The organism is Pantoea osteomyelitidis (genome assembly GCF_044342975.1).
GTDB lineage: Bacteria > Pseudomonadota > Gammaproteobacteria > Enterobacterales > Enterobacteriaceae > Pantoea > Pantoea osteomyelitidis.
The window spans coordinates 1,065,402-1,092,356 of the sequence record NZ_JBGFSN010000004.1 but is presented as its reverse complement, the minus strand read 5'-3'; the positions used below and the strand labels follow the sequence as shown (position 1 = coordinate 1,092,356).

General features: G+C 57.1%; 27 protein-coding genes. 16 read left to right on the top strand and 11 right to left on the bottom strand.

Annotated features, from left to right (window positions below):
• Genes rhaB through rhaM form a run of 4 tightly spaced genes read left to right on the top strand, consistent with a single transcriptional unit; the run spans nucleotide 1 to nucleotide 3,878 of the window.
• Complete coding sequence (gene rhaB, locus ABU178_RS10280; RefSeq protein WP_397214457.1) at nucleotides 1-1,482, top strand: rhamnulokinase; 1,482 nt, start codon at nucleotides 1-3, stop codon at nucleotides 1,480-1,482.
• Nucleotides 1,466-2,722 carry an L-rhamnose isomerase gene (locus ABU178_RS10275; protein ID WP_397214455.1) on the top strand — a complete coding sequence of 419 codons (1,257 nt, stop codon included), beginning with the start codon at nucleotides 1,466-1,468 and terminating at the stop codon, nucleotides 2,720-2,722. The genes rhaB and ABU178_RS10275 overlap by 17 nt, the downstream gene beginning before the upstream one ends.
• A gap of 9 nt (nucleotides 2,723-2,731) precedes the next feature.
• A complete protein-coding gene (rhaD, locus tag ABU178_RS10270; RefSeq protein ID WP_397214453.1) occupies nucleotides 2,732-3,574 on the top strand; it encodes a rhamnulose-1-phosphate aldolase in 843 nt (280 codons plus the stop codon).
• Nucleotides 3,564-3,878, top strand: a complete 315-nt coding sequence (rhaM, locus tag ABU178_RS10265) for an L-rhamnose mutarotase (RefSeq protein WP_397214451.1) — start codon at nucleotides 3,564-3,566, stop codon at nucleotides 3,876-3,878. The genes rhaD and rhaM overlap by 11 nt, the downstream gene beginning before the upstream one ends.
• Before the next feature lie 33 nt (nucleotides 3,879-3,911).
• Here the strand turns inward: rhaM and ABU178_RS10260 are convergent, their stop codons facing one another.
• The gene (locus ABU178_RS10260; protein ID WP_397214449.1) at nucleotides 3,912-4,562 is read right to left on the bottom strand and encodes a TetR/AcrR family transcriptional regulator; all 651 of its coding nucleotides are present in this window, start codon (nucleotides 4,560-4,562) and stop codon (nucleotides 3,912-3,914) included.
• A 298-nt stretch (nucleotides 4,563-4,860) separates the two neighbouring features.
• Here ABU178_RS10260 and bhsA (ABU178_RS10255) point away from each other — a divergent pair, with 298 nt between their 5' ends.
• On the top strand, nucleotides 4,861-5,118 hold the full coding sequence (gene bhsA, locus ABU178_RS10255; protein ID WP_397214447.1) for a multiple stress resistance protein BhsA: 258 nt from the start codon (nucleotides 4,861-4,863) through the stop codon (nucleotides 5,116-5,118).
• A gap of 38 nt (nucleotides 5,119-5,156) precedes the next feature.
• Nucleotides 5,157-5,414 (top strand): multiple stress resistance protein BhsA, encoded by a 258-nt coding sequence (gene bhsA / locus ABU178_RS10250; RefSeq protein ID WP_397214445.1) that lies wholly within the window; start codon nucleotides 5,157-5,159, stop codon nucleotides 5,412-5,414.
• A 55-nt stretch (nucleotides 5,415-5,469) separates the two neighbouring features.
• On the opposite strand, the gene ABU178_RS10245 is transcribed toward bhsA (ABU178_RS10250), so the two are convergent.
• The 3 genes from ABU178_RS10245 to ABU178_RS10235 form a co-directional block, all read right to left on the bottom strand.
• The gene (locus ABU178_RS10245) at nucleotides 5,470-6,654 is read right to left on the bottom strand and encodes a sugar transporter (RefSeq protein ID WP_397214443.1); all 1,185 of its coding nucleotides are present in this window, start codon (nucleotides 6,652-6,654) and stop codon (nucleotides 5,470-5,472) included.
• A gap of 254 nt (nucleotides 6,655-6,908) precedes the next feature.
• Complete coding sequence (locus ABU178_RS10240; protein ID WP_397214442.1) at nucleotides 6,909-7,166, bottom strand: hypothetical protein; 258 nt, start codon at nucleotides 7,164-7,166, stop codon at nucleotides 6,909-6,911.
• Nucleotides 7,167-7,330: 164 nt separating this feature from the next.
• Nucleotides 7,331-8,587 (bottom strand): MFS transporter, encoded by a 1,257-nt coding sequence (locus tag ABU178_RS10235; RefSeq protein WP_397214440.1) that lies wholly within the window; start codon nucleotides 8,585-8,587, stop codon nucleotides 7,331-7,333.
• Nucleotides 8,588-8,682: 95 nt separating this feature from the next.
• Here ABU178_RS10235 and ABU178_RS10230 point away from each other — a divergent pair, with 95 nt between their 5' ends.
• The 4 genes from ABU178_RS10230 (at nucleotide 8,683) to ABU178_RS10215 (ending at nucleotide 13,283) form a co-directional block, all read left to right on the top strand.
• Nucleotides 8,683-9,582 (top strand): LysR family transcriptional regulator, encoded by a 900-nt coding sequence (locus ABU178_RS10230; RefSeq protein WP_397214438.1) that lies wholly within the window; start codon nucleotides 8,683-8,685, stop codon nucleotides 9,580-9,582.
• 133 nt (nucleotides 9,583-9,715) lie between these two features.
• The gene (gene mlc / locus ABU178_RS10225; RefSeq protein ID WP_397214436.1) at nucleotides 9,716-10,933 is read left to right on the top strand and encodes a sugar metabolism global transcriptional regulator Mlc; all 1,218 of its coding nucleotides are present in this window, start codon (nucleotides 9,716-9,718) and stop codon (nucleotides 10,931-10,933) included.
• A gap of 94 nt (nucleotides 10,934-11,027) precedes the next feature.
• A complete protein-coding gene (bioD, locus tag ABU178_RS10220) occupies nucleotides 11,028-11,732 on the top strand; it encodes a dethiobiotin synthase (RefSeq protein WP_397214434.1) in 705 nt (234 codons plus the stop codon).
• A 177-nt stretch (nucleotides 11,733-11,909) separates the two neighbouring features.
• Entirely contained in the window at nucleotides 11,910-13,283 is a 1,374-nt protein-coding gene (locus ABU178_RS10215) for a nucleobase:cation symporter-2 family protein (RefSeq protein ID WP_397214432.1), read from the top strand.
• A 37-nt stretch (nucleotides 13,284-13,320) separates the two neighbouring features.
• Here ABU178_RS10215 and osmV read toward each other — a convergent pair whose 3' ends face one another.
• From osmV to ABU178_RS10195, 4 genes are read right to left on the bottom strand one after another with little or no spacing between them, the layout of a single operon-like run.
• On the bottom strand, nucleotides 13,321-14,457 hold the full coding sequence (gene osmV / locus ABU178_RS10210) for an osmoprotectant ABC transporter ATP-binding protein OsmV (RefSeq protein WP_397214430.1): 1,137 nt from the start codon (nucleotides 14,455-14,457) through the stop codon (nucleotides 13,321-13,323).
• Complete coding sequence (gene osmW, locus ABU178_RS10205) at nucleotides 14,457-15,104, bottom strand: osmoprotectant ABC transporter permease OsmW (RefSeq protein ID WP_397214428.1); 648 nt, start codon at nucleotides 15,102-15,104, stop codon at nucleotides 14,457-14,459. The genes osmV and osmW overlap by 1 nt, the downstream gene beginning before the upstream one ends.
• A gap of 9 nt (nucleotides 15,105-15,113) precedes the next feature.
• Nucleotides 15,114-16,040 (bottom strand): glycine betaine ABC transporter substrate-binding protein, encoded by a 927-nt coding sequence (locus ABU178_RS10200; RefSeq protein ID WP_397214427.1) that lies wholly within the window; start codon nucleotides 16,038-16,040, stop codon nucleotides 15,114-15,116.
• 16 nt (nucleotides 16,041-16,056) lie between these two features.
• Nucleotides 16,057-16,770, bottom strand: coding sequence for an ABC transporter permease (locus ABU178_RS10195; RefSeq protein ID WP_397214425.1), 714 nt, complete (start codon nucleotides 16,768-16,770; stop codon nucleotides 16,057-16,059).
• A gap of 402 nt (nucleotides 16,771-17,172) precedes the next feature.
• Between ABU178_RS10195 and ABU178_RS10190 the strand changes: the two genes are divergently transcribed.
• Entirely contained in the window at nucleotides 17,173-18,639 is a 1,467-nt protein-coding gene (locus ABU178_RS10190) for an MDR family MFS transporter (RefSeq protein ID WP_397214423.1), read from the top strand.
• Nucleotides 18,640-18,675: 36 nt separating this feature from the next.
• Here ABU178_RS10190 and ABU178_RS10185 read toward each other — a convergent pair whose 3' ends face one another.
• Both ABU178_RS10185 and ABU178_RS10180 read right to left on the bottom strand, forming a co-directional pair.
• Nucleotides 18,676-18,975 (bottom strand): DUF1161 domain-containing protein, encoded by a 300-nt coding sequence (locus tag ABU178_RS10185; protein WP_397214421.1) that lies wholly within the window; start codon nucleotides 18,973-18,975, stop codon nucleotides 18,676-18,678.
• Nucleotides 18,976-19,026: 51 nt separating this feature from the next.
• A complete protein-coding gene (locus ABU178_RS10180) occupies nucleotides 19,027-19,365 on the bottom strand; it encodes a DUF1283 family protein (protein WP_397214419.1) in 339 nt (112 codons plus the stop codon).
• A gap of 130 nt (nucleotides 19,366-19,495) precedes the next feature.
• Between ABU178_RS10180 and ABU178_RS10175 the strand changes: the two genes are divergently transcribed.
• Nucleotides 19,496-19,825: a YnfA family protein gene (locus tag ABU178_RS10175; protein ID WP_397214417.1), complete on the top strand. Its 330-nt coding sequence runs from the start codon at nucleotides 19,496-19,498 to the stop codon at nucleotides 19,823-19,825.
• A gap of 40 nt (nucleotides 19,826-19,865) precedes the next feature.
• Here ABU178_RS10175 and ydfG read toward each other — a convergent pair whose 3' ends face one another.
• On the bottom strand, nucleotides 19,866-20,615 hold the full coding sequence (ydfG, locus tag ABU178_RS10170) for a bifunctional NADP-dependent 3-hydroxy acid dehydrogenase/3-hydroxypropionate dehydrogenase YdfG (protein ID WP_397214415.1): 750 nt from the start codon (nucleotides 20,613-20,615) through the stop codon (nucleotides 19,866-19,868).
• Between the two features lie 421 nt (nucleotides 20,616-21,036).
• On the opposite strand from ydfG, the gene guaD reads away from it, so the two are divergent.
• Genes guaD through xdhC form a run of 4 tightly spaced genes read left to right on the top strand, consistent with a single transcriptional unit; the run spans nucleotide 21,037 to nucleotide 26,923 of the window.
• Nucleotides 21,037-22,356: a guanine deaminase gene (guaD, locus tag ABU178_RS10165; protein WP_397214413.1), complete on the top strand. Its 1,320-nt coding sequence runs from the start codon at nucleotides 21,037-21,039 to the stop codon at nucleotides 22,354-22,356.
• Entirely contained in the window at nucleotides 22,353-23,795 is a 1,443-nt protein-coding gene (gene xdhA, locus ABU178_RS10160) for a xanthine dehydrogenase small subunit (protein ID WP_397214411.1), read from the top strand. Before guaD ends, xdhA begins: the two co-directional genes overlap by 4 nt.
• Complete coding sequence (xdhB, locus tag ABU178_RS10155; protein WP_397214409.1) at nucleotides 23,785-26,151, top strand: xanthine dehydrogenase molybdopterin binding subunit; 2,367 nt, start codon at nucleotides 23,785-23,787, stop codon at nucleotides 26,149-26,151. The genes xdhA and xdhB overlap by 11 nt, the downstream gene beginning before the upstream one ends.
• A complete protein-coding gene (gene xdhC / locus ABU178_RS10150) occupies nucleotides 26,138-26,923 on the top strand; it encodes a xanthine dehydrogenase accessory protein XdhC (protein WP_397214407.1) in 786 nt (261 codons plus the stop codon). Before xdhB ends, xdhC begins: the two co-directional genes overlap by 14 nt.
• The last annotated feature ends 32 nt before the right edge of the window (nucleotides 26,924-26,955 follow it).

Here is a 26,955-nt window from a genome sequence, read left to right as displayed (position 1 = left end):
ATGAGTAAGCGAAATATTGTTGCCATTGATTTAGGCGCTTCCAGCGGGCGCGTGATGTTGGCTGAATGGTGCGCGGCTTCGCAACATATAAGCCTGCGCGAAGTGCGCCGTTTCGCCAATCAGCGTCAGCGCCGTCAGGGATACGACTGCTGGGATCTGGATCTTTTGGAGCAGGAGATTCGTGCCGGACTGGCGCAGCTGGATGCGGAGGGCATCGTACCTGACAGCATCGGCATCGATACCTGGGGCGTTGACATGGTGCTGCTGGATGCGCAAGGGCAGCGTGTCGGTGAAGCGGTGAGCTATCGCGACAAACGCACCCATGGCCTGATGGAACAGGCGCTGCGCGAGCCGGGCCGTGAGTTTATCTTTCAGCATACCGGCATACAGTTTTTGCCTTTCAACACGCTTTATCAACTGCGCGCGCTGCATCAGCAGCAGCCTGACTGGCAGGAAAAAGTCGCCCATGCGCTGATGATCCCGGATTACCTCCATTACCGGCTCACCGGCGAGCTGAACTGGGAATACACCAACGCCACCACCACTCAGCTGCTGAACATTCAGAGCGGCGAATGGGATCGCGATCTGCTTGCCTGGGCTGGCGTCCCGGCAAGCTGGTTCGGCAAGCCACATCCGCCCGGCAACAGGGTTGGCTGGTGGCAGAACGCCAGTGGCAACCCGATCCCGGTGATCGCTGTCGCCACACATGACACCGCCAGCGCGGTTTTTGCCACGCCGCTGACACAAGAAGATGCGGCTTATCTCAGCTCCGGCACCTGGTCGCTGATGGGCTTTGAAAGCCTGCAACCTTATACCTCTACGGCGGCGCTCAATGCCAACGTCACCAACGAAGGCGGGGCGGAAGGTTACCGCGTGCTGAAAAACATCATGGGGCTTTGGCTGCTGCAGCGCGTCTGTGACGAGCTACAGATTGCCGACCTCTGCCAGCTGATCGAGGAAACTGCCAGCCAGCCAGCCTGTCTGGCGCTGATCAATCCCAACGACGCCCGCTTTATCAACCCGGACAGCATGGTGCGGGAGATTCAGAACGCCTGCGCCGCGCAAGGAATGGTGATACCGCAGTCTGCTGCGGCGCTGGCGCGTTGCATTTTTGACAGCCTGGCGCTGCTCTATCGCCAGGTGATCCGCGAACTGGCGGCGCTACGCGGCGCCTGCTTCAGCCAGCTGCATGTGGTGGGCGGCGGTTGCCAGAACCATTTTCTCAATCAACTCTGCGCCGACGCCTGTGAACTGCCGGTTTTCGCCGGTCCGGTTGAAGCCTCGACGCTGGGAAATGTGGGCTGTCAGCTGGTGGCGCTGGGCGAAATCAGCGATGTGGCCGCCTTCCGCCGCTGCGTGGCCCGCAATTTCCCGCTGGATAAATTCGAACCGATGAACAACAGCGCCTTTCGCGCCACTCAGGCACGCTTCGCGGCGCTGAGTCAACCTGCTAAGGAACTCGCTTATGACAAAGCTGATTGAACAGGCCTTTGATCTGGCCAAACAACGTTTCGCTGCAATTGGCGTGGATGTGGATCACGCTATGCAGCAACTGGATGCCATTCCGGTTTCTATGCATTGCTGGCAGGGCGACGACGTGCGCGGCTTTGAAAACCCGCAGGGCGCGTTAACCGGCGGCATCCAGGCGACCGGCAACTATCCGGGCAGGGCTCGCAATGCCGAAGAGCTGCGCGCCGATCTGGACAAGGCGATGTCGCTGATTCCGGGCGCGAAACGCCTCAATCTGCACGCCATCTATCTGGAGAGCGACACGCCGGTAGAGCGTGACGCCATTGAGCCGGCGCATTTCAAAAACTGGGTGGCGTGGGCGAAGCAAAACGATCTGGGCCTCGATTTTAACCCGACCTGTTTTTCCCATCCGCTGAGCGCCGACGGCTTTACGCTTTCTCATGCCGACAGCGCGATTCGCCAGTTCTGGATCGATCACTGCAAAGCGAGCCGCAGCGTCTCGGCCTGGTTTGGCGAGCAGCTGGGCACGCCGTCGGTGATGAATATCTGGGTGCCGGACGGAATGAAAGATCTTACTGTCGATCGCCTGGCGCCGCGTCAGCGCCTGCTGGCTGCGCTTGATGAGATCATCAGCGAGAAGAAAAATCCCGCGCACCACATCGATGCCGTGGAAAGCAAGCTGTTTGGCATCGGCGCGGAAAGCTACACGGTGGGTTCCAATGAATTTTTCCTCGGCTACGCCTGTAGCCGACAGACCGCGCTGACGCTGGATGCGGGTCATTTCCATCCCACCGAAGTGATCTCCGACAAAATTTCCACCGCCATGCTCTACGTGCCGCGTCTGCTGCTGCACGTCAGCCGTCCGGTACGCTGGGACAGCGACCATGTGGTGATCCTTGATGACGAAACCCAGGCGATCGCCAGCGAAATTGTGCGCCATCAGCTATTCGACAAAGTACACATCGGTCTCGATTTTTTTGACGCCTCCATCAACCGCATCGCTGCCTGGGTTATCGGCACGCGCAATGCGAAAAAAGCGCTGTTGCGTGCGCTGCTGGAGCCGACCGACCGTCTGCGCCAGCTGGAAGCGGAAGGGGATTACACCGCGCGTCTGGCGCTGCTGGAAGAGCAAAAGTCGCTGCCGTGGCAGGCAGTCTGGGAAGCCTGGTGCCTGCGTCATGATGTGCCGGCCGATGCAAGCTGGCTGAGCGATGTGCGCCATTACGAACAACAGATTCTGACTCAACGTTAAGGATTTACTATGCAAAGCATTCTTTCTTCCTGGTTTGTACAGGGAATGGTCAAGGCGACCAGCGATATGTGGTTGAAAGGCTGGGATGAGCGCAACGGGGGCAATGTGAGCCTGCGTTTGCTGGAAGAGGAGGTGCAGCCTTTCGCCGCAGATTTTTATGCCGAACCGCGCTGTATCGAGCTGTCGCAACCGACGCCTGCTCTGGCTAACTGCTGGTTTCTGGTTACCGGTTCCGGCAAATTTTTCCGCAACGTACAGCTGGATCCGGCAGACAGCCTGGTGCTGTTACAGGTGGATGACAAAGGGCTTTCTTATCAAATCCACTGGGGTTTGAGCAACGGCGGCTTGCCCACCTCCGAGCTGGCATCTCATTTCCAGTCCCACAGCGTACGCAAGCAGCTGACCAACGACCAGGACCGCGTCATCATGCACTGCCATGCCACTAACTTTATGGCGTTAAGCTATGTGGTGGAGCTGGACGCGGCGCGCTTCACGCGTTTGCTCTGGGAAGGCAGCACCGAATGCCTGGTGGTGTTTCCGCATGGCGTTGGCATTTTACCGTGGATGGTGCCGGGAACCGACGGCATTGGTGCCGCAACGGCGGAGCAGATGCAGTCGCACACGTTGGTTATGTGGCCGTTTCACGGCATCTTTGCCGCCGGGCCTTCGCTCGATGAAGCATTTGGTCTGATCGATACGGCTGAAAAATCGTCGGAAGTGGTCGTGAAGGTGCTTTCCATGGGCGGCATGCGCCAGAGTATTACCACTGAGCAGCTGATCGCTCTGGGCGAACGTTTCGGCGTCAAACCCTGGCAAGCGGCGCTGGATATAGGGCCAGCCAATGCTGCGTAAAGCCTTTGTGATGCAGGTGCACCCCGATTGCCACGCGGAATATGAGCGTCGGCATTCGCCTGTCTGGCCGGGGCTGGCGGAGACGCTTAAGGCGCACGGCGCGCATAATTACGCGATCTGGCTGGATGCTGAGAGAAATCTGTTGTTTGCCAGCGTGGAAATTGAATCAGAGGCGCGCTGGGCGGCGGTGGCGGAAACAGAAATTTGCCAGCGCTGGTGGGCATCAATGAAAGCCTTAATGCCCTGTCATGCGGATAACAGCCCGGTCAGCAGTGAACTGAAACAGGTGTTTTTTCTGGAATAAGAAAGGGCGGGAATCTCCCGCCCTGATACTGTTTCAGCCTCTCTCCTGACAAACGCCGGCCAGCTTCGGCCACAGCGCCATCATGGTATCGATAATGCCATTCAGCTCTTCATAGCTGGCGCCTTCGCGCGCGCGCACCGACATGCCCTGCAACATACAGGAAAGGTAGCGGGAGAGAGCTTCAGTATCGATATCCGCCGCCAGCTCGCCCAACTGCTGCCGCTCACGCAGAAAATCGTTCAGCGTGGATTCCTGCGCCTGATGGCGTTGCAGCAAAGTCTCGGCAATATCACTGGACGATGCGGATAAGGCGCTGGAAGTGCAGATAAAAAAGCATCCTGCTGGCTTGCTGCGGTCAGTAAAGCAGGCGGCCGTGGTGCGAAAATAGTTTTCGATACCGGTGGCGACACAGCTCTCCTGGCATTGCAGCGCCGCGTTACGCCGGGCGCTAAACTTTTCGATATAGCGATCCAGCACTGCGCGAAACAACCCCTCTTTATTTTCAAATTCAGCATAGAGAGTAGGCGCTTTCGCGCCGGTCGCGGCGACCAAATCGGAAAGAGAGGTCGCTTCATAGCCGTGTGCCCAGAAAAGCTCCAGCGCTTTGTCCAGCGCCGCTTCGCGATCGAAAAGTTTCGGGCGGCCGCGGCTTTTCTTCACAACGGTATCCTGAGTCTGGCTCATATAACCTCACTAACTGGAAAACATACTCATTAAATTACCGATCATTAACTAATTATGCAAGGGACGCGCAACCGCGTTGCGTCACAGTTTAACACTTTGTGCTTGCTGCGTTCAAAACGCCCCATTGGCTAAGGGAGAATTGCCCGCCAGGCCCATAATGACGCCACTTCGCGATTAAAATAACGCTCATTAATAAAATGATTGACGTCTGCAGAAAACAGGCCTATCATTTGTTTAACGGTCGTTAATTAAATAACGACATCTACCGAATCGATGAATTGCACAGAGAGAACACATTATGAAAAGCATCAAACTGACCATCGCTGCCGTTGCACTGAGTACCCTGACTTTTGGCGCCTTCGCGGCAGATCAGGTAAGCAACGATCCGCTGCATCAGCAGCCGGTAGGGACCATTTCAGCGCAGGGCGGCAACAGTCTGGATTCACTGGAAGCGCAACTGAATGCCAAAGCGGATGAGGCCGGTGCGAAATCTTTCCGCATCACCTCAACAACAGGTCAAAACAAATTGCACGGTACTGCGGTGATTTATCAGTAATCGCAGCGCGTTCACACTAAACAGGAAGGAATCTCATCATGAAAAGCATTAAATTAAGCGTTATTGCCGCGCTGCTGGGCACCGTCTCATTTGCCGGTTTCGCTGCGCAACAAGTGAATTATTCGCCGGTCGATCAGCAGAAAATCGGCGTGATCAGCGCCACCGGCAGCAGCGATCTGACATCGCTGGAGAATCAACTGTCGGAGAAGGCCGCAGCGGCGGGAGCAAAGTCTTTCCGCATCACTTCGACCTCTGGCGACAACAACCTGCATGGCACAGCGATCATCTATAATTAATCGTGTCCGGCAGGAAAAAGAAAAAGGCTTCAGATTATCCTCTGAAGCCTTTTTTTTAGCCGTTAGAACGCAGCTGCGGATAGCGGCGGAAAATATAGGTACACCAGAAAAGCCCGGCCAGCCCCAGAATCGCCCCGACATTGCCCACATCGGCCATGTTCAGATGCTCGCTCACCTGATTACCCAACAGAGCGCCCGCCCCGATACCGATATTGTAAATACCGGACATCAGAGACATCGCCACATCGGTCGCATCCGGTGCCAGCGACAGCACGCGCACCTGCACCGCCAGTCCGATCATCATCATCGACATGCCCCAGATAATACAGAGCATGGAGATGGCGGTTGGGCGCACAGCGGCGAAAATTAGCAGCCCCATACAGAGCGTAATCAGCCCAATGGCGGCGATCAACAGCGACGAAGGGAATTTATTGCCGAGGGTGCTGAACAGTACGCTGCCGAGAATACCGGCAGATCCAAACAGCAGCAGCAGCAGGGTGGTAAAGTTTTGGCCCGCGTTGGCGACGACCTGCATGAAAGGTTCGATATAGCTGTAGGCGGTGTAATGCGCCGTGACCACCAGAGTGATCAGCAGATACATGCTGACCAGCGCCGGGCGACGAAACAGCATCGGCACGCTACTCAACGATCCGGTGTGCTCGCTCGGCAGCTTCGGCAGCACGCGGGCGAGCAGAACCAGCAGCACCAGCGCTGAAACGCCAATCATGCCGAAGGTGGTGCGCCAGCCTAAATATTGACCTACCACGCGCCCAATCGGCACTCCAAGCACCATCGCCAGCGCGGTGCCGGTAGCCAGCATACTCAGCGCCTGCGTTTTCTTTCCGGCGGGCGCGACACGAATCGCCAGTGAGGCGGTAATCGACCAGAACACCGCATGCGACAGCGCAATGCCGATACGCGACAACACCAGCGAGACGAAATCCCAGGCGACGGTCGAGAGCACATGGCTGGCGATAAAGATCACGAACAGCAGTGACAGCAGCAGACGCCGCTCGATCTGCCGCGTCAGCAGCATCAGGGGCAACGAAAGCAGCGCCACAACCCAGGCATAAATGGTGAGCATAATCCCCACATCTGCCGTCTTCATGGAAAAACTGGCGGCGATGTCGGAGAGCAGGCCGACCGGAACAAACTCGGTGGTATTGAAAACAAAGGCGGCGATGGCCAGCAGCACGACGCGCAGCCAGGCCGTTTTACGTGAAACAGTTGTTGATTGCATGGGATGTCAAATCAGTCAGAACAGCAAAATTGAACGTGATAAGCGCTCAGCGAAAGTGACCTCCGTCACAAATTACTCACTATTGTGGATGAAGAGCGCCAGAAGGGAAACATCAGAGAGGGGATTTATCGCTGAATATTTTTTATCGCCTGCGGCGGGACGATAGCCAGCGGTTATAGCCGCCCGGCGATGCCAACTTCACAAACAACTTGCGCCGCGCTAATGAAACCGCCTTGCTGCAAAGGCTGCCGCAATCAGAGTTTGACCATATGCTTTAGTGCCACACTATTCTGATCGGTCAGGTTTTTTTTTAGGTTTACAGGACAGCAGGTCGCACAGCCCATTGCGCCGGGATAATATTTTCGTGCCTGCTGAATTGCCGCGACGGGATTGTAGAAGGTGCCGAGAAACAGACGATGCTGCATTTTAGGCAGATAAGGACAGTGAGCGGCATGTACCACATGATTGTTGTTATAGCCTGAGGTTTTATCAACATAATACCAGATAGACATGATGTATCCTCCATGCTGTATGAAAAAACTATGGAAATTATTGGAATAAAAGAAATTATAGCGAGGATAAAGGGTGCTGTTATTAACGGAACTAAATGATGAGCGTGCTAAGTATGGAGGTAACAAAAAAGGCGCCGCAGCGCCTTTCTGAGCATGTAATGCCGTTAAAGTTTCCGGCCCTGTAAACGCCAGCCCACCAGCAGAGCAACGACCAGCAGCGAGGCGATAAAGGCCGTTATGCCCGACCAGCCAAAATGATGCCAGAAAACACCGCCCAGGGTCCCGGCGACGCTGGAGCCTGCGTAATAGCTGAACAGATAAAGCGAAGAAGCCTGACCTTTGGCGCGCCGGGCGCGCGGGCCAATCCAGCCGCTGGCTACCGAGTGGGCGGCAAAGAAACCTGTCGTAAACAGCATCATTCCCGCCAGAATGATCCAGACTGAACCAAAGACGGTAAGCAGTAAACCGGCCAGCATGATCGCTGTGGCTGCAAGTATCACAGGTCCGCGGCCAAAGCGAGCGGTCATGGCGCCCGCTTTTGGCGAACTCCAGCTACCCGTGAGATAAACTACCGACAGCAGGCCCACCACGGCCTGACTGAGAAAATAAGGAGCGCTCAGCAGGCGGTAGCCGATGTAATTGAACAGGGTAACGAACGCCCCCATCAACAGAAACCCTTCCGCGAACAGCAGCGGCAGCCCCTGATCACGCCAGTGCAGACGAAAATTAATCATCAGGCTGCGCGGCTTCAGCGAAGCCGGACGAAAATGACGCGACTCCGGCAAAATTTTCCAGAACATCAGTGCGGAAGCGAGCGCAAAACAGCCAATCGCGGCGATGGCGATCCGCCAGGAGAAAAAGTCGGTGAGTACGCCGGTCAGCAAACGTCCACTCATGCCGCCAATCGAATTACCGCTGATATAAAGTCCCATGGAAAAGGCGATAAAACCGGGATGGATCTCCTCACTCAGGTAAGTCATGCCCACCGCCGCCACGCCGCTCAGCGAAAGGCCAATCAGCGCCCGCATAATCAGAATGCCGTTCCAGCTGGTCATGGTGGAGGAGATCAAAGTAAAGATCGCCGCCAGCATCAGCGCGGTCACCATCACCGATTTGCGGCCAATGGCATCGGAGAGCGGGCCGGTTACCAGCAGGCCGAGCGCCATCAGGGCGGTGGAGACCGAGAGGGAAATGCTGCTGGCCGCCGGGGAGACGTCAAACTGCTGTGACAGCACAGGCAGGATCGGCTGCACACAATAGAGCAGCGCAAAAGTCGCCAGACCGGCGGAGAAAAGCGCCAGGGTGACGCGTAAAAATTGCGGCGTGCCGCGCGTAATAAACGGGCTGACGCTGACGCCAGTTAAAGAAGGACTGACTGTCTCGCTATCATCGAGCGTCACAGCATGAGAAGAGCGGTTCACAACACATCCTCAAATCATTCAACACGCTGTTAAGGGTAAAAAAGCGGTGGTAAGTTGTCTAATATATTAATAATCTCAAATGATATGTATAACATATGAATATTGAACTGCGCCATTTACGTTATTTCATCGCCGTAGCGGAAGAGCTGCATTTCGGCCGCGCCGCACAGCGTCTGCATATTTCGCAGCCGCCGCTCAGTCAGCAAATTCAGCAGCTGGAACAGGAGATAGGCGCACAGCTTTTTCTGCGTACTAACCGCAGCGTACAGCTGACCGCCGCTGGCGCGCAGTTTTTGCCCGATGCGCGGGCGATTCTGCAACAGGTAGAGCAGGCGTCGGAGCGCGCGGCGCGTCTGCACCGCGGCGAAGAAGGGGAACTGCGCATTGGCTTTACCTCCTCTGCGCCTTTTATCGGTCTGGTCTCAGACGCGCTTTACCATTTCCGTCTGCGCTGGCCCGCTGTGCATATCAGAATGCAGGAGATCAATACCCGGCAGCAGCTGGCGCCGCTGCACGAGGGCCGACTCGATCTGGGCATAATGCGTAACACGCCTTTACCCGCTGATTTACGCTATCAGCTCCTGCTGCGTGAACCGCTCTGCGCTGTGGTGCACTGGGCGCATCCGCTGGCCGACGCCGAACAGATCTCCATCCGCGCCCTTGCCAGCGAACCTTTTGTCTTTTTCGATCCGCAGGGCGGTACGGCGCTTTACAGCGAGATCCTCGCGCTGCTGCACCGTTATCAGATACAGCCCTATATCACGCAGGAAGTGGGCGAAGCGATGACCATCCTTGGACTGGTAGCAACCGGACTCGGCGTATCGATCCTGCCAGCCTCGTTTCGTCATGCGCGGCTCAGCGATGTGGTCTGGCTGCCGTTGCAGGAGGCAGATGCGCTGTCAGAGGTGTGGATGGTTTGGTCTGTGGCACGGGAACCCGGCGCGCAGATGGCGAATATGATGCGTTTGCTGTTAAGGGATGCGGAAGAAAAATAAGAATAATCTGCTAAAAATCATTTGTTTATGTGCTTTGAATCACAATTCGACGCAAATTATTAACTGAACCTGCAAAACTGTTCCAACATAGCCAGTGTTTATTTTGTGGCTCGAAAATATTATGGAGCAGGTCGTGAATCCGGACATTCAGCCTGGTCATATCGACCAGATCAAACAGGCCAATGCAGGCGCTATTTATCGATTGATCGATCAACATGGCCCGATTTCACGCATTGAACTCTCTAAACTCGCCCAGTTGGCGCCAGCCAGCATTACCAAAATTGTGCGTGAAATGCTGGATGCTCACCTGGTGCAGGAAACAGCGTATCAGGATCCCGGCAGTCGGGGCCGTCCCGCTATCGGCCTGACGCTGGATACGTTTTCCTGGCACTACCTCGCGATTCGTATCCGCCACGGCAATATTACGCTAACGCTGCGCGATCTCAGCAGTCGGGCGCTGGCAGAAGAAACGCAGCCGCTGCCGCCCGAAGCGGAAACACCACTGCTGGAGTGGCTGGTGACGCACATCGACAATTTTTTTATCCGCCATCAGCACAAGCTGGAGCGCCTTACCGCCATCGCGATTACCCTGCCGGGTTTGATCAATGCGGCCACGGGCGTGGTACATCGTATGCCCGGTTATCATATCCAGCAGATGCCGCTGGGCGCCACTCTGGAGCAGCGCACCGGCCTGCCGGTATTTGTTCAGCACGATATTTCCGCCTGGACGCTGGCCGAATCGCTGTTCGGCGCCTCGCGCGGCGCGCAGGATGTGATTCAGATTGTGATTGATGACACGGTGGGCGCCGGCATTATCAGCGCGGGTCAGCTGCTGCATAAGAGCGGACGGACGCTGGTGGAAGTGGGTCATACCCAGATCGATCCCTACGGTCAGCAGTGTTACTGCGGCAATCATGGCTGTCTGGAAACAGTTGCCAGCACCGGCAGCCTGCTCGGTCTTGCGGCGCAACGTCTGCCGACGCAGCCGGGCAGCGTGCTTCATCAACAGCCGATCAGCATTGAAAACCTGTGCCAGGCCGCGATGTCAGGCGACCAACTGGCGCGGGATGTCATTGCCAGCGTGGGTCATCATGTCGGGCGCATACTGTCGATGATGGTGAATATTTTCAATCCCCAACATATTCTTATCGGTTCACCCCTGAACCAGGCGGCGGAAGTGCTGTTCCCGGCGGTCAATGCCACCATTCGTCAGCAGGCGCTGCCAGCTTACAGCAAAGAGATTACCCTGGAACCAACCGGCTTTAGCGATCCTGGTACGCTCTGCGCCGCCGCGCTGGTTAAAGATGCGCTTTACAGCGGCTCTCTGCTGATCAAGCTTCTTCAGGGGTAAGTGCGCCTGAACTTGCGCTAACGCAAGCTCTGGCCCGTTGCCTTCACTTAGAATCCCTTCTTCATCGCGTAATCGCGTCTAAAGGAGGAGAAGGGTGAACACACTATTTGTTACCGGCACCGATAGCGCCGCAGGAAAAACCGTGGTTTCCCGCGCGTTATTGCAATGTTTTGCCAGGGCGAATTTCAGTTCCGTCGGTTATAAACCGGTGGCGAAATGCGCTATCCACACGGATGCGGGCCTGCGTAATAAAGATGCGTTGCTGTTGCAGTCCGCCTCAACCCTGTCATTACCGTACGAAGCCATTAACCCCGTCGCGCTGGAAGATGATGAAATCAGCACCAGTAAAGCTGTGCCGGTCGATTATCAGCGTCTGAGCACAGGACTAAAACAGCTGCGCGCTCAGGCCGCCAGAGTCATTGTGGAAGGCACGGGAGGCTGGCGCTGCCTGATGAACGACCTCTGTCCGCTTTCCGACTGGGTAGTGAAAGAGCAGCTACCGGTGATTATGGTGGTAGGGATCAAGCAGGGATGCGTCAGCCATGCGTTACTGACGGCACAGGCAATTGTTAACGATGGTCTGCCGCTGGCGGGCTGGGTCGCTAACCGTATCAACCCTGGCCTGGCGCACTACGCGGAGATCATTCAGGTGCTGCGTGCAAAGATCGATGCGCCGCTGCTGGGAGAATTGCCTTATCTTCCCCGCGCTGAACAGCGCGATCTTAGTCATTACCTCGATTTATCGTTGCTGGGCGGCGGCAGAAAGTTGCACTCAGAAAGTGCGAAACAGGCGCGCTGATGAAACAAAGTGCGGCAAATCGATCTTACATGAACCCATCGTTGCAAAACGCCCGGAATAAACGGGCACGTTTACCTGTTTTAATTCAATAAATTACAGATTTTTGCTTCTCGGCGTGCGCGTCTGGCGCAAAATATGCATTAGCTCTGCTGATAATTATTTTGCCGGAGCACCATTATGTCGCAATCGCATGAGAAGGGTCTGCTGTACGGGCTGGAAGCGCGTATCGCCCCTGCGCCCGCATTTTTTGCCGCTCTGCAGCATGTGCTGGCCAGCGTGGTAGGCATTATTACCCCGCCGCTGATTATTGGTTCGGTGCTGGGCCTGCAGGCCTGGATCCCTTATCTGATAAGCATGTCTTTATTGGTTTCCGGCCTGGGCACCTTTATCCAGGCGCGGCGCTTCGCCGGTATCGGCGCCGGTATGATCTGTCTGCAGGGCACCAGCTTTGCTTTTCTCGGCGTGATTCTTTCCGGCGGTCTGATCGTGAAAGGGCGCGGCGGCTCGCCGGAAGAGATCATGGCGATGATTTTTGGCTGTAACCTTGTGGCGGCGCTGATCCCCATCCTTATCAGCCGCTGCGTGGGGCAGCTGCGAAAAATCCTGACGCCGGTTGTCACCGGTACGGTGATTGCGCTGATTGGCATCAGCCTGATCAAAGTCAGCATTACCGACTGGGCGGGCGGCCATAGCGCGAGCGATTTCGGCGCGCCGCATCATCTGGCGCTCGGTGCGTTGACGCTGCTGGTGATTGTGGCGCTGAACCGATCGCGTAATCGCTGGTTGCGCCTGGTGGCGGTGATGATGGGTATTGCGGTTGGCTGCCTCGCCGCCGCGCTGACCGGCAACCTGCATCTGAAACCCACGGCCAGCGCCAGCTGGCTGGTGCTACCGGGCTTTTTCCATTTCGGCTTTAACTTTGACTGGACCATCTTTGTTCCTGTCGCGCTGGTTTCAGTGATCGCGGTAATCGAAGCCGTCGGGGATCTCACTGCCAACTGCCTGCTGTCACAGCAGCCGATTATCGGCGAGACGTTCCAGCGACGTCTGCAGGGCGGCATTCTGGCCGATGGCGTCAGCTGCATTCTGGCGGCGGTTTTCTCTTCCTTTCCCAATACCACCTTTGCGCAGAACAATGGCGTTATCCAGATGACCGGCGTCGCCAGCCGTTACGTCGGCATGGTGATCGGCGTCATGCTGGCGCTGCTCGGTCTGTTTCCTGGCGTTGGCGCGGTGCTGCAACAGATTCCGCCGCCGGTGCTGGGCGGCGCTACCCTGGTGATGTTTGGCAGCGTGGTTGCGGCGGGAATCCGCGTGATGACGCAAACGCCGCTGGGCCGTCGTGAAATGTTGATTGTCGCCGTGGCCTTTGGGCTTGGACTGGGCATTGAGGCGGTGCCGGAGGTGCTGAAATCATTCCCGACGATCGTCTCCAACCTGTTTGGCCATGCAGTTACCACCGGCGGCATCGCGGCGATCGTGCTGAATATGGTGCTGCCAGGGGAAGAGGAGCCGGAAGCGCTGCCTGAAGGTGAAAGGGCGGGCAGCTAAGAAAAATGTGCTCTCCCGCACGGGAGAGCACGGGCCGTCAGGGATTCAGACGGCGACGGGTGCGCCCGGAACTGAGGTAATCGGCAATATAATCCTGCGAAATTTCCCCGCTGTAACGCCCCTCTTCATCGACGATTGGCATCCAGACCAGGTTATGTTCATAGAGCTTGGAAAGCACCACGCGCAGGTTTTCTTCCGCTTTGCCGGTGACGGTAAAGGTGTGCAGCATCTCCTCGCAGCGTCCGGTGGCGTTACGCGCTTCGCGACGTTTCACAAAGCCCAGCGGCTTGCCGTCGTTGTCCACCACGGTGATGGAGCGCATATCGTTGTCATCCATCATTGCGAAGGCTTCCGGTAATGGTGTGGCGCGCTTCACAGTGATGGTCGGCTGCTGCTCCGTCACGTCGCCCGCCTGCACCAGCAGCAGACGTTTCAGGGTGCGGTCCTGACCAACAAAGGAGCCGACAAACTCATTGGCCGGTTTCGCCAACAGCTCATCCGGGCTGGCGCACTGCACAATTTTGCCCTGACCAAATACCGCGATGCGATCGCCGAGCTTCAGCGCCTCGTCGATGTCGTGGCTCACCAGCATCACGGTTTTTTTCAGCTGGCGCTGCATATCGAGAAACTCGTTCTGAATCACTTCACGGTTAATCGGATCAACCGCGCCGAAAGGTTCATCCATCAACAGTACCGGCGGATCCGCCGCCAGCGCGCGGATAACCCCGATACGCTGCTGCTGACCGCCAGACATCTCGCGCGGATAGCGATGCAGAAATTTTTTCGCATCCAGCGCCACCATGCTCATCAGTTCCGTCGCGCGTTCCTGGCAGCGCTTTTTATCCCAGCCCAGCATGCGCGGCACCACGGTGATGTTCTCTTCAATGGTCATGTTGGGAAACAGGCCGATCTGCTGAATCACATAGCCGATATTGCGGCGCAGCGTCACGGTATCCTGGGTACTGGTATCTTCACCGTTGATATAGATTTTGCCCGAGGAGGGAGCGATCAGACGGTTAATCATCTTCAGAGTGGTGGTTTTGCCACAGCCGGAGGGGCCGAGCAGCACGCACATTTCGCCTTCCGGCACCTCAAGACTGACGTTATCTACGGCGTTAACGCTGCTGCCGTTTTTCTGGGTAAAAGTTTTTGTCAGGTTTTCCAGTTTAATCATTATCGAATCCCTCGGGGAGTCAGCGCCGACTGCAGGCGGTGCAGCAGCCAGTCAAGAATAATAGCCAGCAAGCAGATCATCAGCGCCCCGGCAATCAACATGCGCACATCGCTGCCGCTGATGCCATCCAGCAGCAACAGGCCGAGTCCGCCCGCGCCAATCACTGCCGCGATAGCCATCACGCCGACGTTCATCACCACCGCAGTGCGAATACCGCCAAAAATTACCGGCAGCGCCATGGGAATCTCTACCCAGCGCAGGCGCTGCCAGAAGGTCATACCGATACCGCGCCCCGCCTCGCGCAGACCCGGCGGCAGATTTTCCAGCGCGGTATGGGTATTCCGTACGATGGGCAGCAGCGAGTAGAGGAACACGGCAGTAATCGCCGGCAGGGCGCCGATGCCTTCACCGATCAGAGAAAAAAGCGGGATCATCAGGCCGAACAGGGCGATAGTCGGGATGGTCAGCACCACGGTGGCGATGCCCAATACCGGCGTCGCCAGCCACTTGAAACGCACAATCAAAATACCAAGCGGCACGCCGATCAAAATGGCGCAGCCCACCGCGACCAGCACCAGCCAGGTGTGCTGCCAGCTCAGCGTCAGCAGGTAATGCCAGTTGTTCAGGATGTAATGAATCGTATCCATGGCGTCTCCTTACAGCATCTTTTTCGAATTGAGGAAATCACGCGCCACCTGTTGCGGAGACTGATGATCGATATCGACGCGCTTGTTCATTTCGGTGATTGTCTCGTCGGTAATCAGCGCGGAGAGCTGATTCAGCGCCGCGTCCAGGCCGGGATGGCTGGCGAGCACGTCCTGACGTACCACTGGCGTGACGTTGTAACTTGGGAAGAAGTGCTTATCATCTTCCAGCACCTTCAGATCGAAGCCCTTAACGCGACCATCAGTGGTATAAATCAGCCCGGCATCCACAAAGCCGTCACGCACCGCGTTATAGACCAGACCAGGGTCCATCTGGCGGATTTGCGGCCTGTCGAGCGGCATGTTGTAAGCTTTTTGCAGCGGCTTCATGCCGTCGGAACGCCCGGCGAACTCCAGATCCAGCCCCAGCTTCCAGTTATGATCCGGATCGCTCTGGCGAATCTGTTCCAGTTTCGTCACCAGCTGCGACAGGGTGTTGATGCCTTCTTTCTCCGCACGGCTACGCTGCATGGCAAAAGCATAGGTATTGTTCATCGGGGCGGGATTGAGCCAGACCAGGCCCAGCTTCGCATCCAGGTTTTTTACCGTGTCGTAAGCCTGCTGCGATGACATGGGCTTACTGATGTGGTTGAAAATAATCAGCGAGGTGCCGGTATATTCCCAGGTCATATCGATCTGCTTATTAATCATCGCATTGCGGCTGATGGTGGTGGCGATATTGGTTTTTGGGATCACCTGAAATCCTTTTTTCTCCAGCCAGAGCACGGTGAGCGCAGAAAGAATGTGCTGCTCGGTAAAGCTTTTGGTCGCCATCATAATGGGTTCGGCAGCATTTGCCGCCTGGCTCAGGGCGAGGGAGGCGGTGAGAGCGAGCGCGGTCTGTTTCAACCAGCGCGCGACCCGATTGTTTGTCGTCATAGTCAACTCCTGAGGATTATGCCGCGTGCGGGCTGAGATAACGTCCCAATGCCGCCAGCAGCATATCCAGAATCAGGGCGAACAGCGCAGTGGCCGCCGCACCCAGAATCAGGGTCGGGAAATCGTTCAGATAGATGCCGGGAAAAATCAGTTCGCCGTAGCTGCTGGCGCCGATCAGAAAGGCCAGCGGCGCGGTGCCGACATTGATTGCGGTAGCGATACGCACCCCAGCCAGAATCACCGGCAGCGCGTTAGGTAGCTCCACCTGACGCAGCCGCTGAAATTTTGTCATGCCGATGCCGTTGGCAGCTTCAATCAGCGAGGCGGGTACGGCGCTCAGCCCGGAGTAAGTGTTGCGTACAATGGGCAGCAGCGAGGCGAGGAACAGGGCGATCAGCGCCGGACGGTCGCCAATGCCAATGACCACCATGGCCAGCGCCAGTACCGCCAGCGGCGGCAGCGTATTACCCACGTTGAAAATCTGCATCACATACTCGGCCCAGCGGCGGGCGAAAGGGCGGCTAAGCAGGACGCCGCTGGGAATGCCGACCAGCAGGGCAAAGAACATTGAGCAGAAAACCAGAAACATATGCTGCTGACCGAGGTACAGCAAATCAACCTTGCGCGCCTGAACGGTATCCCATCCGATACCCCAGATCAGCAGCCCCACGATAACGACGATGGACAAAACGGCCAGCCCGGCACGCTTAGCCAGCGTAGAATTTTGCATGAAATGACTCTCCCGGAGATGTCGTTGAGACCTGTATATTTCGTCTCTTGTTATGCCTGAAGGTGACAGGACGACAAAAGCGACTAAGGTGTGTGCCGCTTCCAATACCGTGACTGCCGTGAATTGCAGATAAAATTGCTACTTTTCAGCGCTTTTCCAGTGAAAACTGAGAAAGTTGCCCAAAACCTATAGCAGCGCTACGCTAAAAATGCCAGTTTTTGGCGGTAAATTCGGAATCTCTGAACCCGGTTGAACAGCGGCTTAAGCCGCATCAGAACTGGAAACAGGCAAAAAGAGAAAAAATAGCGGCCTTCTAGTGACAACGTCACAAATATTCAGCACGTTCAGGAAACTGCCGGTGGAATTTGAGGTTAAACTGAGCAGTAAAACACAAGGATAAACATGACAGAGAGTGCGCAAGTGCAAACCGGTCACCGCCACTGGATCCTTATCGCCTGTATGCTGGCGATGTTTATGGCGGCCATTGAGGTCACCATTGTGGCGACGGCAATGCCGACCATTGTTGCCGATCTCGGCGGATTCGCCCAATTTGGCTGGGTCTTTTCTATCTACCTGCTGACGCAGGCGGTCAGCGTGCCGCTCTATGGTCGGCTGGCGGATATCTGGGGGCGCAAGAAGATGTTTTTTATCGGCGCCTCGCTGTTTCTTACCGGCTCGCTGCTGTGCGGTTTCGCGCACAGCATGGCCTGGCTTATTCTGTTCCGCGCCTTTCAGGGGCTGGGGGCGGGTGCCATTATGCCGATCACCTCAACCATTGTTGCCGATATCTATACGGCGCGCGAGCGCGCCAGCGTTCAGGGCTGGCTCTCCAGCGTTTGGGGCGTCGCCGCCGTGGTTGGCCCGCTGACCGGCGCCTGGCTGGTGCAGCATTTCAGCTGGTCAGTGGTGTTCTGGGTAAATCTGCCGATTGGCCTGGTGTCGATGCTGATGCTGGCGCGCTGGCTGCCGGACCGGCAACAGCAGGATGAGACGTCCCTGAATCTGGCCGGAAGCTGCTGGCTGATGCTCTGCGTCAGTGCGCTGTTGATCGCGCTGTTGCAGGCTGAAATGCTGGGTTACTGGTTGCTGCTGTTCTTGCTGTTCGCTGTGCTGGCAGGCGTGTTGCTCAAGCGCAACGAACAGCGCGCCGATGCGCCGCTGTTTCCGCTGGCTATCTGGCAGAGTCGCATCATCGTGGCGGGCAATGCGGGCAATCTGATCATCGGCGCGGCGATGATGGGCATCAGCGCCTTTTTGCCTACCTGGATTCAGGGCATCACCGGCGGCACGCCGCTACAGGCGGGCAGCGCGCTGGCGATGATGTCCATCGGCTGGCCGCTGGCGAGTACTCTGAGCGGTCGACTGATGCTGCGCACCTCCTACCGTTTTACCGCACAGCTTGGCGCGCTGCTGCTGATTGCGGGCAGCGCGCTGTTGCTGCTGCTGCGCGCCGAAAGCTCCATCGTTCAGGCGGGCTTTACCGCTTTTGTGATTGGTACCGGCATGGGGATGTCCAGCACCACTTTCCTGGTGTCGGTACAGAATCATGCGCATTATGAGATTCGTGGCATTTGTACTGCGTCGATTATGTTCAGCCGGATGCTGGGTTCCGCCATCGGCACGGCGCTGATGGGCGCGGTGCTGAATCTGAATCTCGCCCATCGTTTGCCGCAGGCGAGCGATCCGGTGCAGCAGATTATGTCAGCGGAAACCCGGCAATCAATGCCGGAAAGCACGTTGCAACAGCTGGTGCATCAGATTGCGCTATCGCTGCACTGGGTCTTTATCGTCGCGCTGGTTATTGCGCTGATGACGCTGTGGGTCGCCTGGGCTATGCCGCACAGCCACCGGCCGGAGGACAAAGAATAAAAGAAGCGGGCGACCAAGGTCGCCCTGAAGGAGAAGCTATTGCTGCGCGGGCGCGTCCTGCGAGCTGCCTGCACTGGCCGGAACGTTTTCGTCACCGTCGCGCGTCAAACGCTTATAAACAATTTTTTGCGTATCGTTTTCGCAATGGCCTACCACCTGGCCGCCAGCCTGATCGACCTGATCGTTCGGGACGATATCCAGCGTAAAGCCCGATTCCGGTACGCCGTTGTTGATTATCTTCTGGCTGATATCTGCCTTAACGGTCTCGCAGGAAGCCTGCGCCAGCAGCGGAGCGGCCAGTAACGCTGTCAGTAACATCCCGGTGCGTATTTTCATCACGGTATCCTTATGTTATGCGCCCGCCTTAACTATAGCAGGAGTGGCTCCTCAGGGCGTAACGGGGCGACCGCTACGGCGATCCAGACAGCGCAGGGTATTGGGTTCCCAATAGGCGTTGACGTTATAGCTCTTCTCACAGGCATCGCGGGTATCGAAGGCGCGATCGGATTTATCAAACTCTTTCGTCACGCGGCTGTTTACCTTGTTACGCAGCATACGCGTATCGTTCCACTGCTCCTGGCTTTGACGCGCCTCTTCGTTGCTCATGGCGTTATTGCCATTGTCGATGATCAGACGATCGGTTTTCGCCTGGGTCAGCGGCGAAGCCAGCAGTGCGCTGCCGGAGAGCAGCAGGGCCAACAGGAATGTTACGTTTCTCTTTTTCATCATGCTTTCCTCGGGTTGGGCTGACGCAGCGGGACGCTCTGGCTGTTGCGTCATAGTTAATTAGTATACCATCGCCGCTTCTGCGCTCACCACCGGTGGGCTAATTGTTTAGATTTCAGTGAGACTTCAGATGCTGATTAAAACCGCGCTGCTCTTTTTCATCACCGCGCTGGCCGAAATCATTGGCTGTTTTTTGCCATGGCTGTGGTTGAAGAAGGGCGCTTCCGTCTGGCTGCTGCTGCCTGCGGCGCTGAGTCTGGCACTGTTTGTCTGGCTGTTAACTCTGCATCCCACAGCCAGTGGTCGCGTCTATGCGGCCTATGGCGGAGTGTATGTGCTAACCGCGCTGCTGTGGCTGCGCGTGGTGGAAGGGGTAAAGCTCAGCGCCTGGGACTGGACCGGCGCGCTGGTCGCCTTTAGCGGCATGCTGATTATTGTCGCGGGCTGGGGAAAAGCATAAAAAAGGCCAGCGATGCGCTGGCCTGCATGAGTCCGGGCGATCAGTCCGCTTTATGTACCTTCAGACCGGCAAGGGTCTGACTCACCGGCATCATCTCCAGCGTGTTGATATTGACATGCTTCGGCAGCGTCGCTACCCAGTAAACCGCTTCGGTAACATCTTCAGCCGTCAGAGCGGTGGTGCCTTCATAGACTTTCTCCGCCTTACCGTCATCGCCTTTGAATCGCACGTTAGAGAATTCAGTGCCGCCTACCAGGCCCGGCTCAATGTCGGTCACGCGCAGGGCGGTGCCGTGCAGATCGGTACGCAGGTTCAGGCTAAACTGGCGCACAAAGGCTTTGGTCGCGCCATAAACGTTGCCGCCAGCGTAGGGCCAGCTTCCTGCGATGGAACCGATGTTAATGATGTGCCCGATGTTGCGCTCTACCATCTGCGGCAACACGGCGCGCGTCATATAGACCAGGCCTTTGGTGTTGGTGTCGATCATCGCTTCCCAGTCGTCGATGTTCGCTTTATGCGCAGGTTCGATACCCAGCGCCAGACCGGCGTTATTCACCAGCACATCAATATTGCGCCATTCCGCAGGCAGGCTGGCGAACGCCTCTTCGATGGCGGCGCGATTGCGCACGTCGAGCTGCAGGGTATAGAGATTATCACCCAGCTCCTCTTTCAGCGCCTGCAGACGCTCGTTACGACGCCCGGTAGCGATCACTTTGTGACCGTTGGCGATGAAGCGGCGGGTGATACTTTGACCAAAACCGGCGGTGGCACCGGTAACAAAAATTATCATCTCACTGTTCCTTAAACGTTTTCAGGTTCGTCTGACTCACCATAGCATTAACATTTCTTTCCTGCTCGACAAAAGCGCATGCGGGCGGTTTCAGCATTTTTCCGCAACGCTTTACGCGCGTTTATGGTGCAAGGCGCACCCATAGCGTGCAGAAAAAATACGTTCCCATGCAAAAAGCATGATGAAAAATCCGGCTTATCTGATTTTTGCCGCCAGGCAACCGTTTGCCCGTGAAAGCAACCGATTGCGCACTCGATTAATAATCAGCTGATAAATAAAATGCCCACAAACTCATTAATTTATTGATTTTAATAGTTATTTTTAAATTCAGGATCTGGCACAGCTCTTGCAGTTTATTCTTCAGATATTCACCTGCCATAACAGATGAGAAGGCGCGTACCTTCTCACTAAAGGAATCCCAATGTCCGTAACAGCTGTGAAAGCGATTCGCGCATCCTTTTTTGATTTCAGCGCAACCGCACAAGAGGCGGAAGCGATAGCTGACTGCGCCCGCTATATTGAGGATGGTCTGCTGATCATCGAAGCGGGCCGCGTGGTCAGCCTGCAGCCGTGGAAAGAGGGATGCGGCAACGCGGATGTTATCGATCTGCGCGGTAAGCTGATAGTGCCGGGGTTTGTCGATACCCATATTCATTATCCGCAGACGGAGATGATCGGCGCTTTCGGCGAACAGCTGCTGGAGTGGCTGAATCAGTATACCTTTCCGGTCGAGAGCCAGTATCACTGTCCGCAACACGCGGCGCAGATGTCAGCTTTCTTTCTGCATCAGCTATTAAGCAACGGCACCACTACCGCGCTGGTGTTTGGCACCGTGCATCCGCAGTCGGTGGATGCGCTGTTTGGCGCGGCTGAAGCGCTGAATATGCGTCTGATTGCCGGTAAGGTAATGATGGATCGCAACGCGCCCGATTACCTGACGGAAACCCCGGAGACCAGCTATCAGCAAACGCGTGAGCTGATTGAGCGCTGGCACAATCGTGGCCGCCTGAGCTACGCCCTGACGCCGCGTTTTGCGCCGACCTCCTCCCCGGCGCTGCTGGAGAAAGTGCAGCAGTTGCGTACCGCGTTTCCCGATACCTGGCTGCATACCCACCTGAGCGAAAACCCACAGGAAATCGCCTGGGTTAAATCCCTGTTCCCGGAGCAGGAAGGTTATCTGGATGTCTATCACCACTATCAGCTTACCGGCCGCCGCAGCGTGTTCGCTCACTGCGTTCATCTGGAGGATAAAGAGTGGGATTGTTTGCATGATACCCAATCCTCCATCGCCTTTTGTCCGACCTCGAATCTGTTTCTCGGCAGCGGGCTGTTTAACCTGCAACGCTGCTGGCAAAAGGGCGTAAAAATGGGCATCGGTACCGATGTCGGCGCGGGTACCACCTTTAACCTGCTGCAAACGCTGGGCGAAGCTTACAAAGTGTGCCAGCTGCAGCAGTACAAGCTCAGCGCCTGCGAAGCGTTTTATCACGCCACGCTCGGCGGCGCCCATGCGCTCGATCTCGATAACGCTATCGGCAACTTTAATCCGGGGAAAGAGGCGGACTTCGTGGTGCTCGATCCGGCAGTTTCCCCATTGCAACAGCTGCGTATCAGCAACAGCAAAGATATCTGGGAAAAACTTTTTGTTTTGATGACCCTGGGCGACGACCGCAATATTGCGCAGACCTGGGTAAACGGTCAGCCGGTATGGCAGCGCGAAGAAAAAGAGAGGGCCGCATGATTCAGTTTCTGCTCAATAATACGCTGGTCACCGAACAGGAGATCGATCCCAACCTGACGGTACTGAACTACCTGCGCGGCAAACAGCGCCGCAGTGGTACCAAAGAGGGGTGCGCATCGGGAGACTGCGGTGCCTGTACCGTGACGCTGGGAAAAGAAGTGGACGGGGAAATGCGTTATGAAACGGTGAACAGCTGCCTGACGCTGGTCAGCAGTCTGCAGGGCAAGCAGCTTATTACCGTCGAGGATCTGCGCCAGGGCAACGACCTGCACAGCGTGCAGCAGGCGATGGTGGATTGCCACGGTTCACAATGCGGCTTCTGTACGCCGGGCTTTGTGATGTCCCTGTTTACGCTGCAAAAGAACAGCGCGGGCTGGGATCGCCATCAGGCGGAGCTGGCGCTGGCGGGTAACCTGTGTCGCTGCACCGGTTACCGCCCCATTATGGCGGCGGCGCAGCAGGCATGTGAACAGCCCGCCTGCGACAGTTTTAACCAGAATCAGGCCAATATTGCTCAGCGTCTGCAGGCGTTAAGCAACAATGAGATGCAAACCATTGCCTCAGGCGACAAACGCTGCTTTATTCCGAAAACGATTGAACAGCTGGCCCACATCTTTCAGGCCCACCCGCAGGCGAAACTGCTGGCGGGCGGTACCGACCTCAGTCTGCAAATCACTCAGCACTACCGCGCCATACCCACGCTGATTGCGCTGGAACAGGTGGAGGCGCTGAAAATCTGTCGGCTGGACGGTGAGGTAATTGAGCTGGGCGCTGGCGCTTCGCTGACTCACTGTTATCAGTTTCTGTCCGAGCATATTCCCGCCTTCAGCGAGATGCTACAGCGTTTCGCCTCATTGCAGATCCGTAATCAGGGCACGCTGGGCGGCAATATTGGCAACGCCTCGCCGATAGGCGACGCGCCTCCGATGCTGCTGGCGCTCAATGCCTCGTTGCTGTTGCAGCAGGGCGAACGCCTGCGCGCGCTGCCGCTGGAGGATTTTTTCCTCGGCTACCGGCAAACCGCGCTTCAGGCAGGGGAGTTTATCCGGGCGGTACGTATCCCGCTGGTGACAGTGTCACCTGATTTTGTCGCCTGGAAAGTTTCTAAACGGCTGGATGATGATATTTCCGCCGTGTTTGCCGCCTTTAATCTACAGATTGAGCAAAACCGGGTGATGCAGGCGCGTATCGCCTTTGGCGGTATGGCGGCGATCCCGCAACGCGCCCGCGCCTGCGAAGCGGCGCTACAGGGGCAGCCGCTTACTCCCGACACACTGGCGCGGGCCTGTGCCGCGCTGGCGGAAGATTTCCAGCCGCTGAGCGATTTTCGCGCCAGCGCCGATTACCGTTTGCAGGTAGCGAAAAACCTGCTGCGGCGCTTTTATCATCGCCACACCGGCGAACTGACCATCACCGAGGTATCCCGTTATGTCTCATAACCGTCCCGCAGTCGCCGAAGAGGTGGTCAAAGCGCAGTATGACAATGGCATTCAGTCTGGCGTCGGGCGCAGCAACAAGCATGAAAGCGCGGATAAACATGTTTCCGGTGAGGCGATCTTTATCGACGACAAGCCGGAACTGCCCGGCCTGCTGCATCTGGTGCCGCGCCTGAGTGAACATGCTCATGCGCGCATCGTTCGTCTCGACGTTCAGCCCTGTTACGCCCTTCCCGGCGTGGTTAGCGTGCTGACCTGGCAGGATGTGCCTGGCGAAAACGATGTCGGCCCGCTGGAGCCAGGCGATCCGCTGCTGGCGCGCGATCGGGTTGATTATCTCGGCCAGGTGATTATTGCCGTGGCCGCCGAAACCCCCGAGGCGGCGCGCCGGGCGGCAGACGCCGCCATTATCGAATATGAGGTGCTGGAGCCGATGCTGGATGTGAAAACCGCCTTTGAACGCGGCAGCTTTGTGCAGGAGCCGCATGTTCACCGCCGTGGCGACGCCGACGCGGCGCTGGCGCGCGCCCCGCACCGTATTCAGGGCGCTTTCCATATTGGCGGTCAGGAGCATTTCTATCTGGAGACGCAAACCGCGCTGGTGATCCCCGGCGAGGATCGTTCCTTGCAGGTTTTTTCCTCCACGCAAAACCCCACCGAAGTGCAGAAGCTGGTGGCATCGGTAATGGGTATCACCATGAACAAGGTGACCATTGATATGCGCCGTATGGGCGGCGGATTTGGCGGCAAAGAGACCCAGGCGGCGGGCGTCGCCTGCCTGTGCGCCGTGGCGACACGTCAGACCGGACGTCCGGTGAAAATGCGCCTTGCCCGCCGGGACGATATGCGCATTACCGGCAAGCGTCATCCTTTTTACGTGCAGTATGATGTCGGCTTTGACGATCGGGGCCGCTTCTGCGGCGTGAAAATCGATCTGGCGGGCAACTGCGGCTATTCGCTGGATCTCAGCGGCTCGATAGTTGACCGCGCTATGTTTCATGCCGATAACGCCTACTATCTTGGCGATGCGCGGGTGACCGGCTACCGCTGCCGCACCAATACCGCTTCCAACACCGCCTATCGCGGCTTTGGCGGCCCGCAGGGCATGGTGGCGATTGAACAGATCATGGATCATATCGCCCGTGAGTTACGGCTCGATCCCCTTGAGCTGCGCAAGCGCAATTACTATGGCAAAACCGAGCGCAACATCACTCATTACCATCAGCAGGTCGAAGATAACCTGTTGCAGGAGATGACGGAGCAGCTGGAAACCAGCAGTGACTATCAGGCGCGCCGCACGGCGATTCAGGCGTTCAACGCGCAAAGCCCGTTCCTGAAACGCGGCCTGGCGCTGACGCCGGTGAAATTCGGTATCTCCTTTACCTCCAGCTTTCTTAACCAGGCTGGCGCGCTGATCCTTATCTACACCGACGGCACGGTACAGCTTAATCATGGCGGCACCGAGATGGGACAGGGGCTGAACACCAAGGTGGCGCAAATTGTGGCGGAAGTGCTGCAAATCGAGGTGGATCAGATCCAGATTACCGCCACCGATACCGGCAAGGTGCCCAATACCTCGCCGACAGCCGCCTCCAGCGGCGCCGATCTGAATGGCAAGGCGGCGCAGAATGCGGCGCAGATCCTGCGCGACCGGCTCACGGAGATGCTTTGCAAACTGCATCAGTGCGACGCCAGCGCGGTCAGCTTTCGCAACGGCATCGTGCGCGTCGGCGACAAGCATTACACCTTTCCCGACGTGGCGCAGATGGCCTGGCTTAACCAGGTCCCGCTGTCGGCCACCGGTTATTATCGCGTGCCGGGCATCCATTACGATCGCGAAGCCGGACGCGGTAAGCCTTTCTACTACTTTGCTTACGGCGCCGCCTGCTGTGAGGTGGTGATCGACACACTGACCGGCGAGTATCGTCTGCTGCGCGCCGATATCCTGCATGACGTGGGCGCGTCGCTGAATCCGGCCATCGATATCGGTCAGGTTGAGGGTGGCTTTGTGCAGGGCATGGGCTGGCTGACCTGCGAAGAGCTGGTCTGGAGCGATAAGGGCCAGTTGCTCACCGACGGGCCTGCCAGCTATAAAATCCCGGCGATCGGCGATGTGCCGCCTGACCTGCGCGTGACGCTGGTGGAGAACCGGAAAAATCCGCAGGACACGGTATTTCATTCAAAAGCGGTAGGCGAGCCGCCGTTTATGCTCGGCATCGCCGTGTGGTGCGCATTGCAGGACGCGGTTGCCAGCGTGGCGGATTATCAACTGCATCCGCAGCTTGATGCGCCCGCCACGCCGGAAAGGGTATTCTGGGGCGTAGAGAGGCTTTCTGAGGTCGCCCATGATTTACCATGACTGGATCGGTGTGCTGCACCGTCTGCGGGACAAGCGCGAGAGCTGCGTACTGATCACCGTGCTGAGCGAGCGCGGTTCGGTGCCGCGCGACAGCGGCAGTAAAATGGTGGTCACCGCGCAGGAGTCATTCCTGACGATTGGCGGCGGGCATCTGGAGTTTAAGTGCATCGCCATGGCGCGCGAGATGATCGCCACGGGACGTCAGACGCCTCATAGCGAGAACTTTTCGCTGGGCGCGCGCCTGGGGCAGTGCTGCGGCGGCATGACGACCATTCTGTTTGAGCCGCTGCTGCAGGCTCAGCCGCAGATCTGCGTGTTCGGCGCAGGCCATGTGGGGCAGGCGCTGGTAAACCTGCTGGCGACGTTACCCTGTCACGTGCACTGGATCGATAGCCGCCCGGAGCAATTCAGCGTGGTGCCGCCTGACGTCACCGTCCATCAGCCTGACGATCCCCTTGACGCGGTGCATAACGCTGCGCCCGCCAGCTATTTTGTTGTGATGACCCATCATCATCCCCTTGATCTCGCGCTGTGCGAGGCGATTTTGCGCCGTGGCGACTATCGCTATTTCGGCGTGATCGGCTCGCAGACCAAGCGGCAGCGCTTCGATTACCGGCTGGAAGGGAAAGGCTTTACCGCACAGCAGCTTGCCACCATGCGCTGTCCCGTTGGTCTGCCGGATGTGAAAGGCAAGCTTCCCGCCGAAATCGCAGTGGCTATTGCAGGCGAGATCATCAGTATCTATCAGCAGGACGCAGTAAAAGGGGACTAAGCTGTTAGCATAAGCCTTTTGCGGCTATCAGG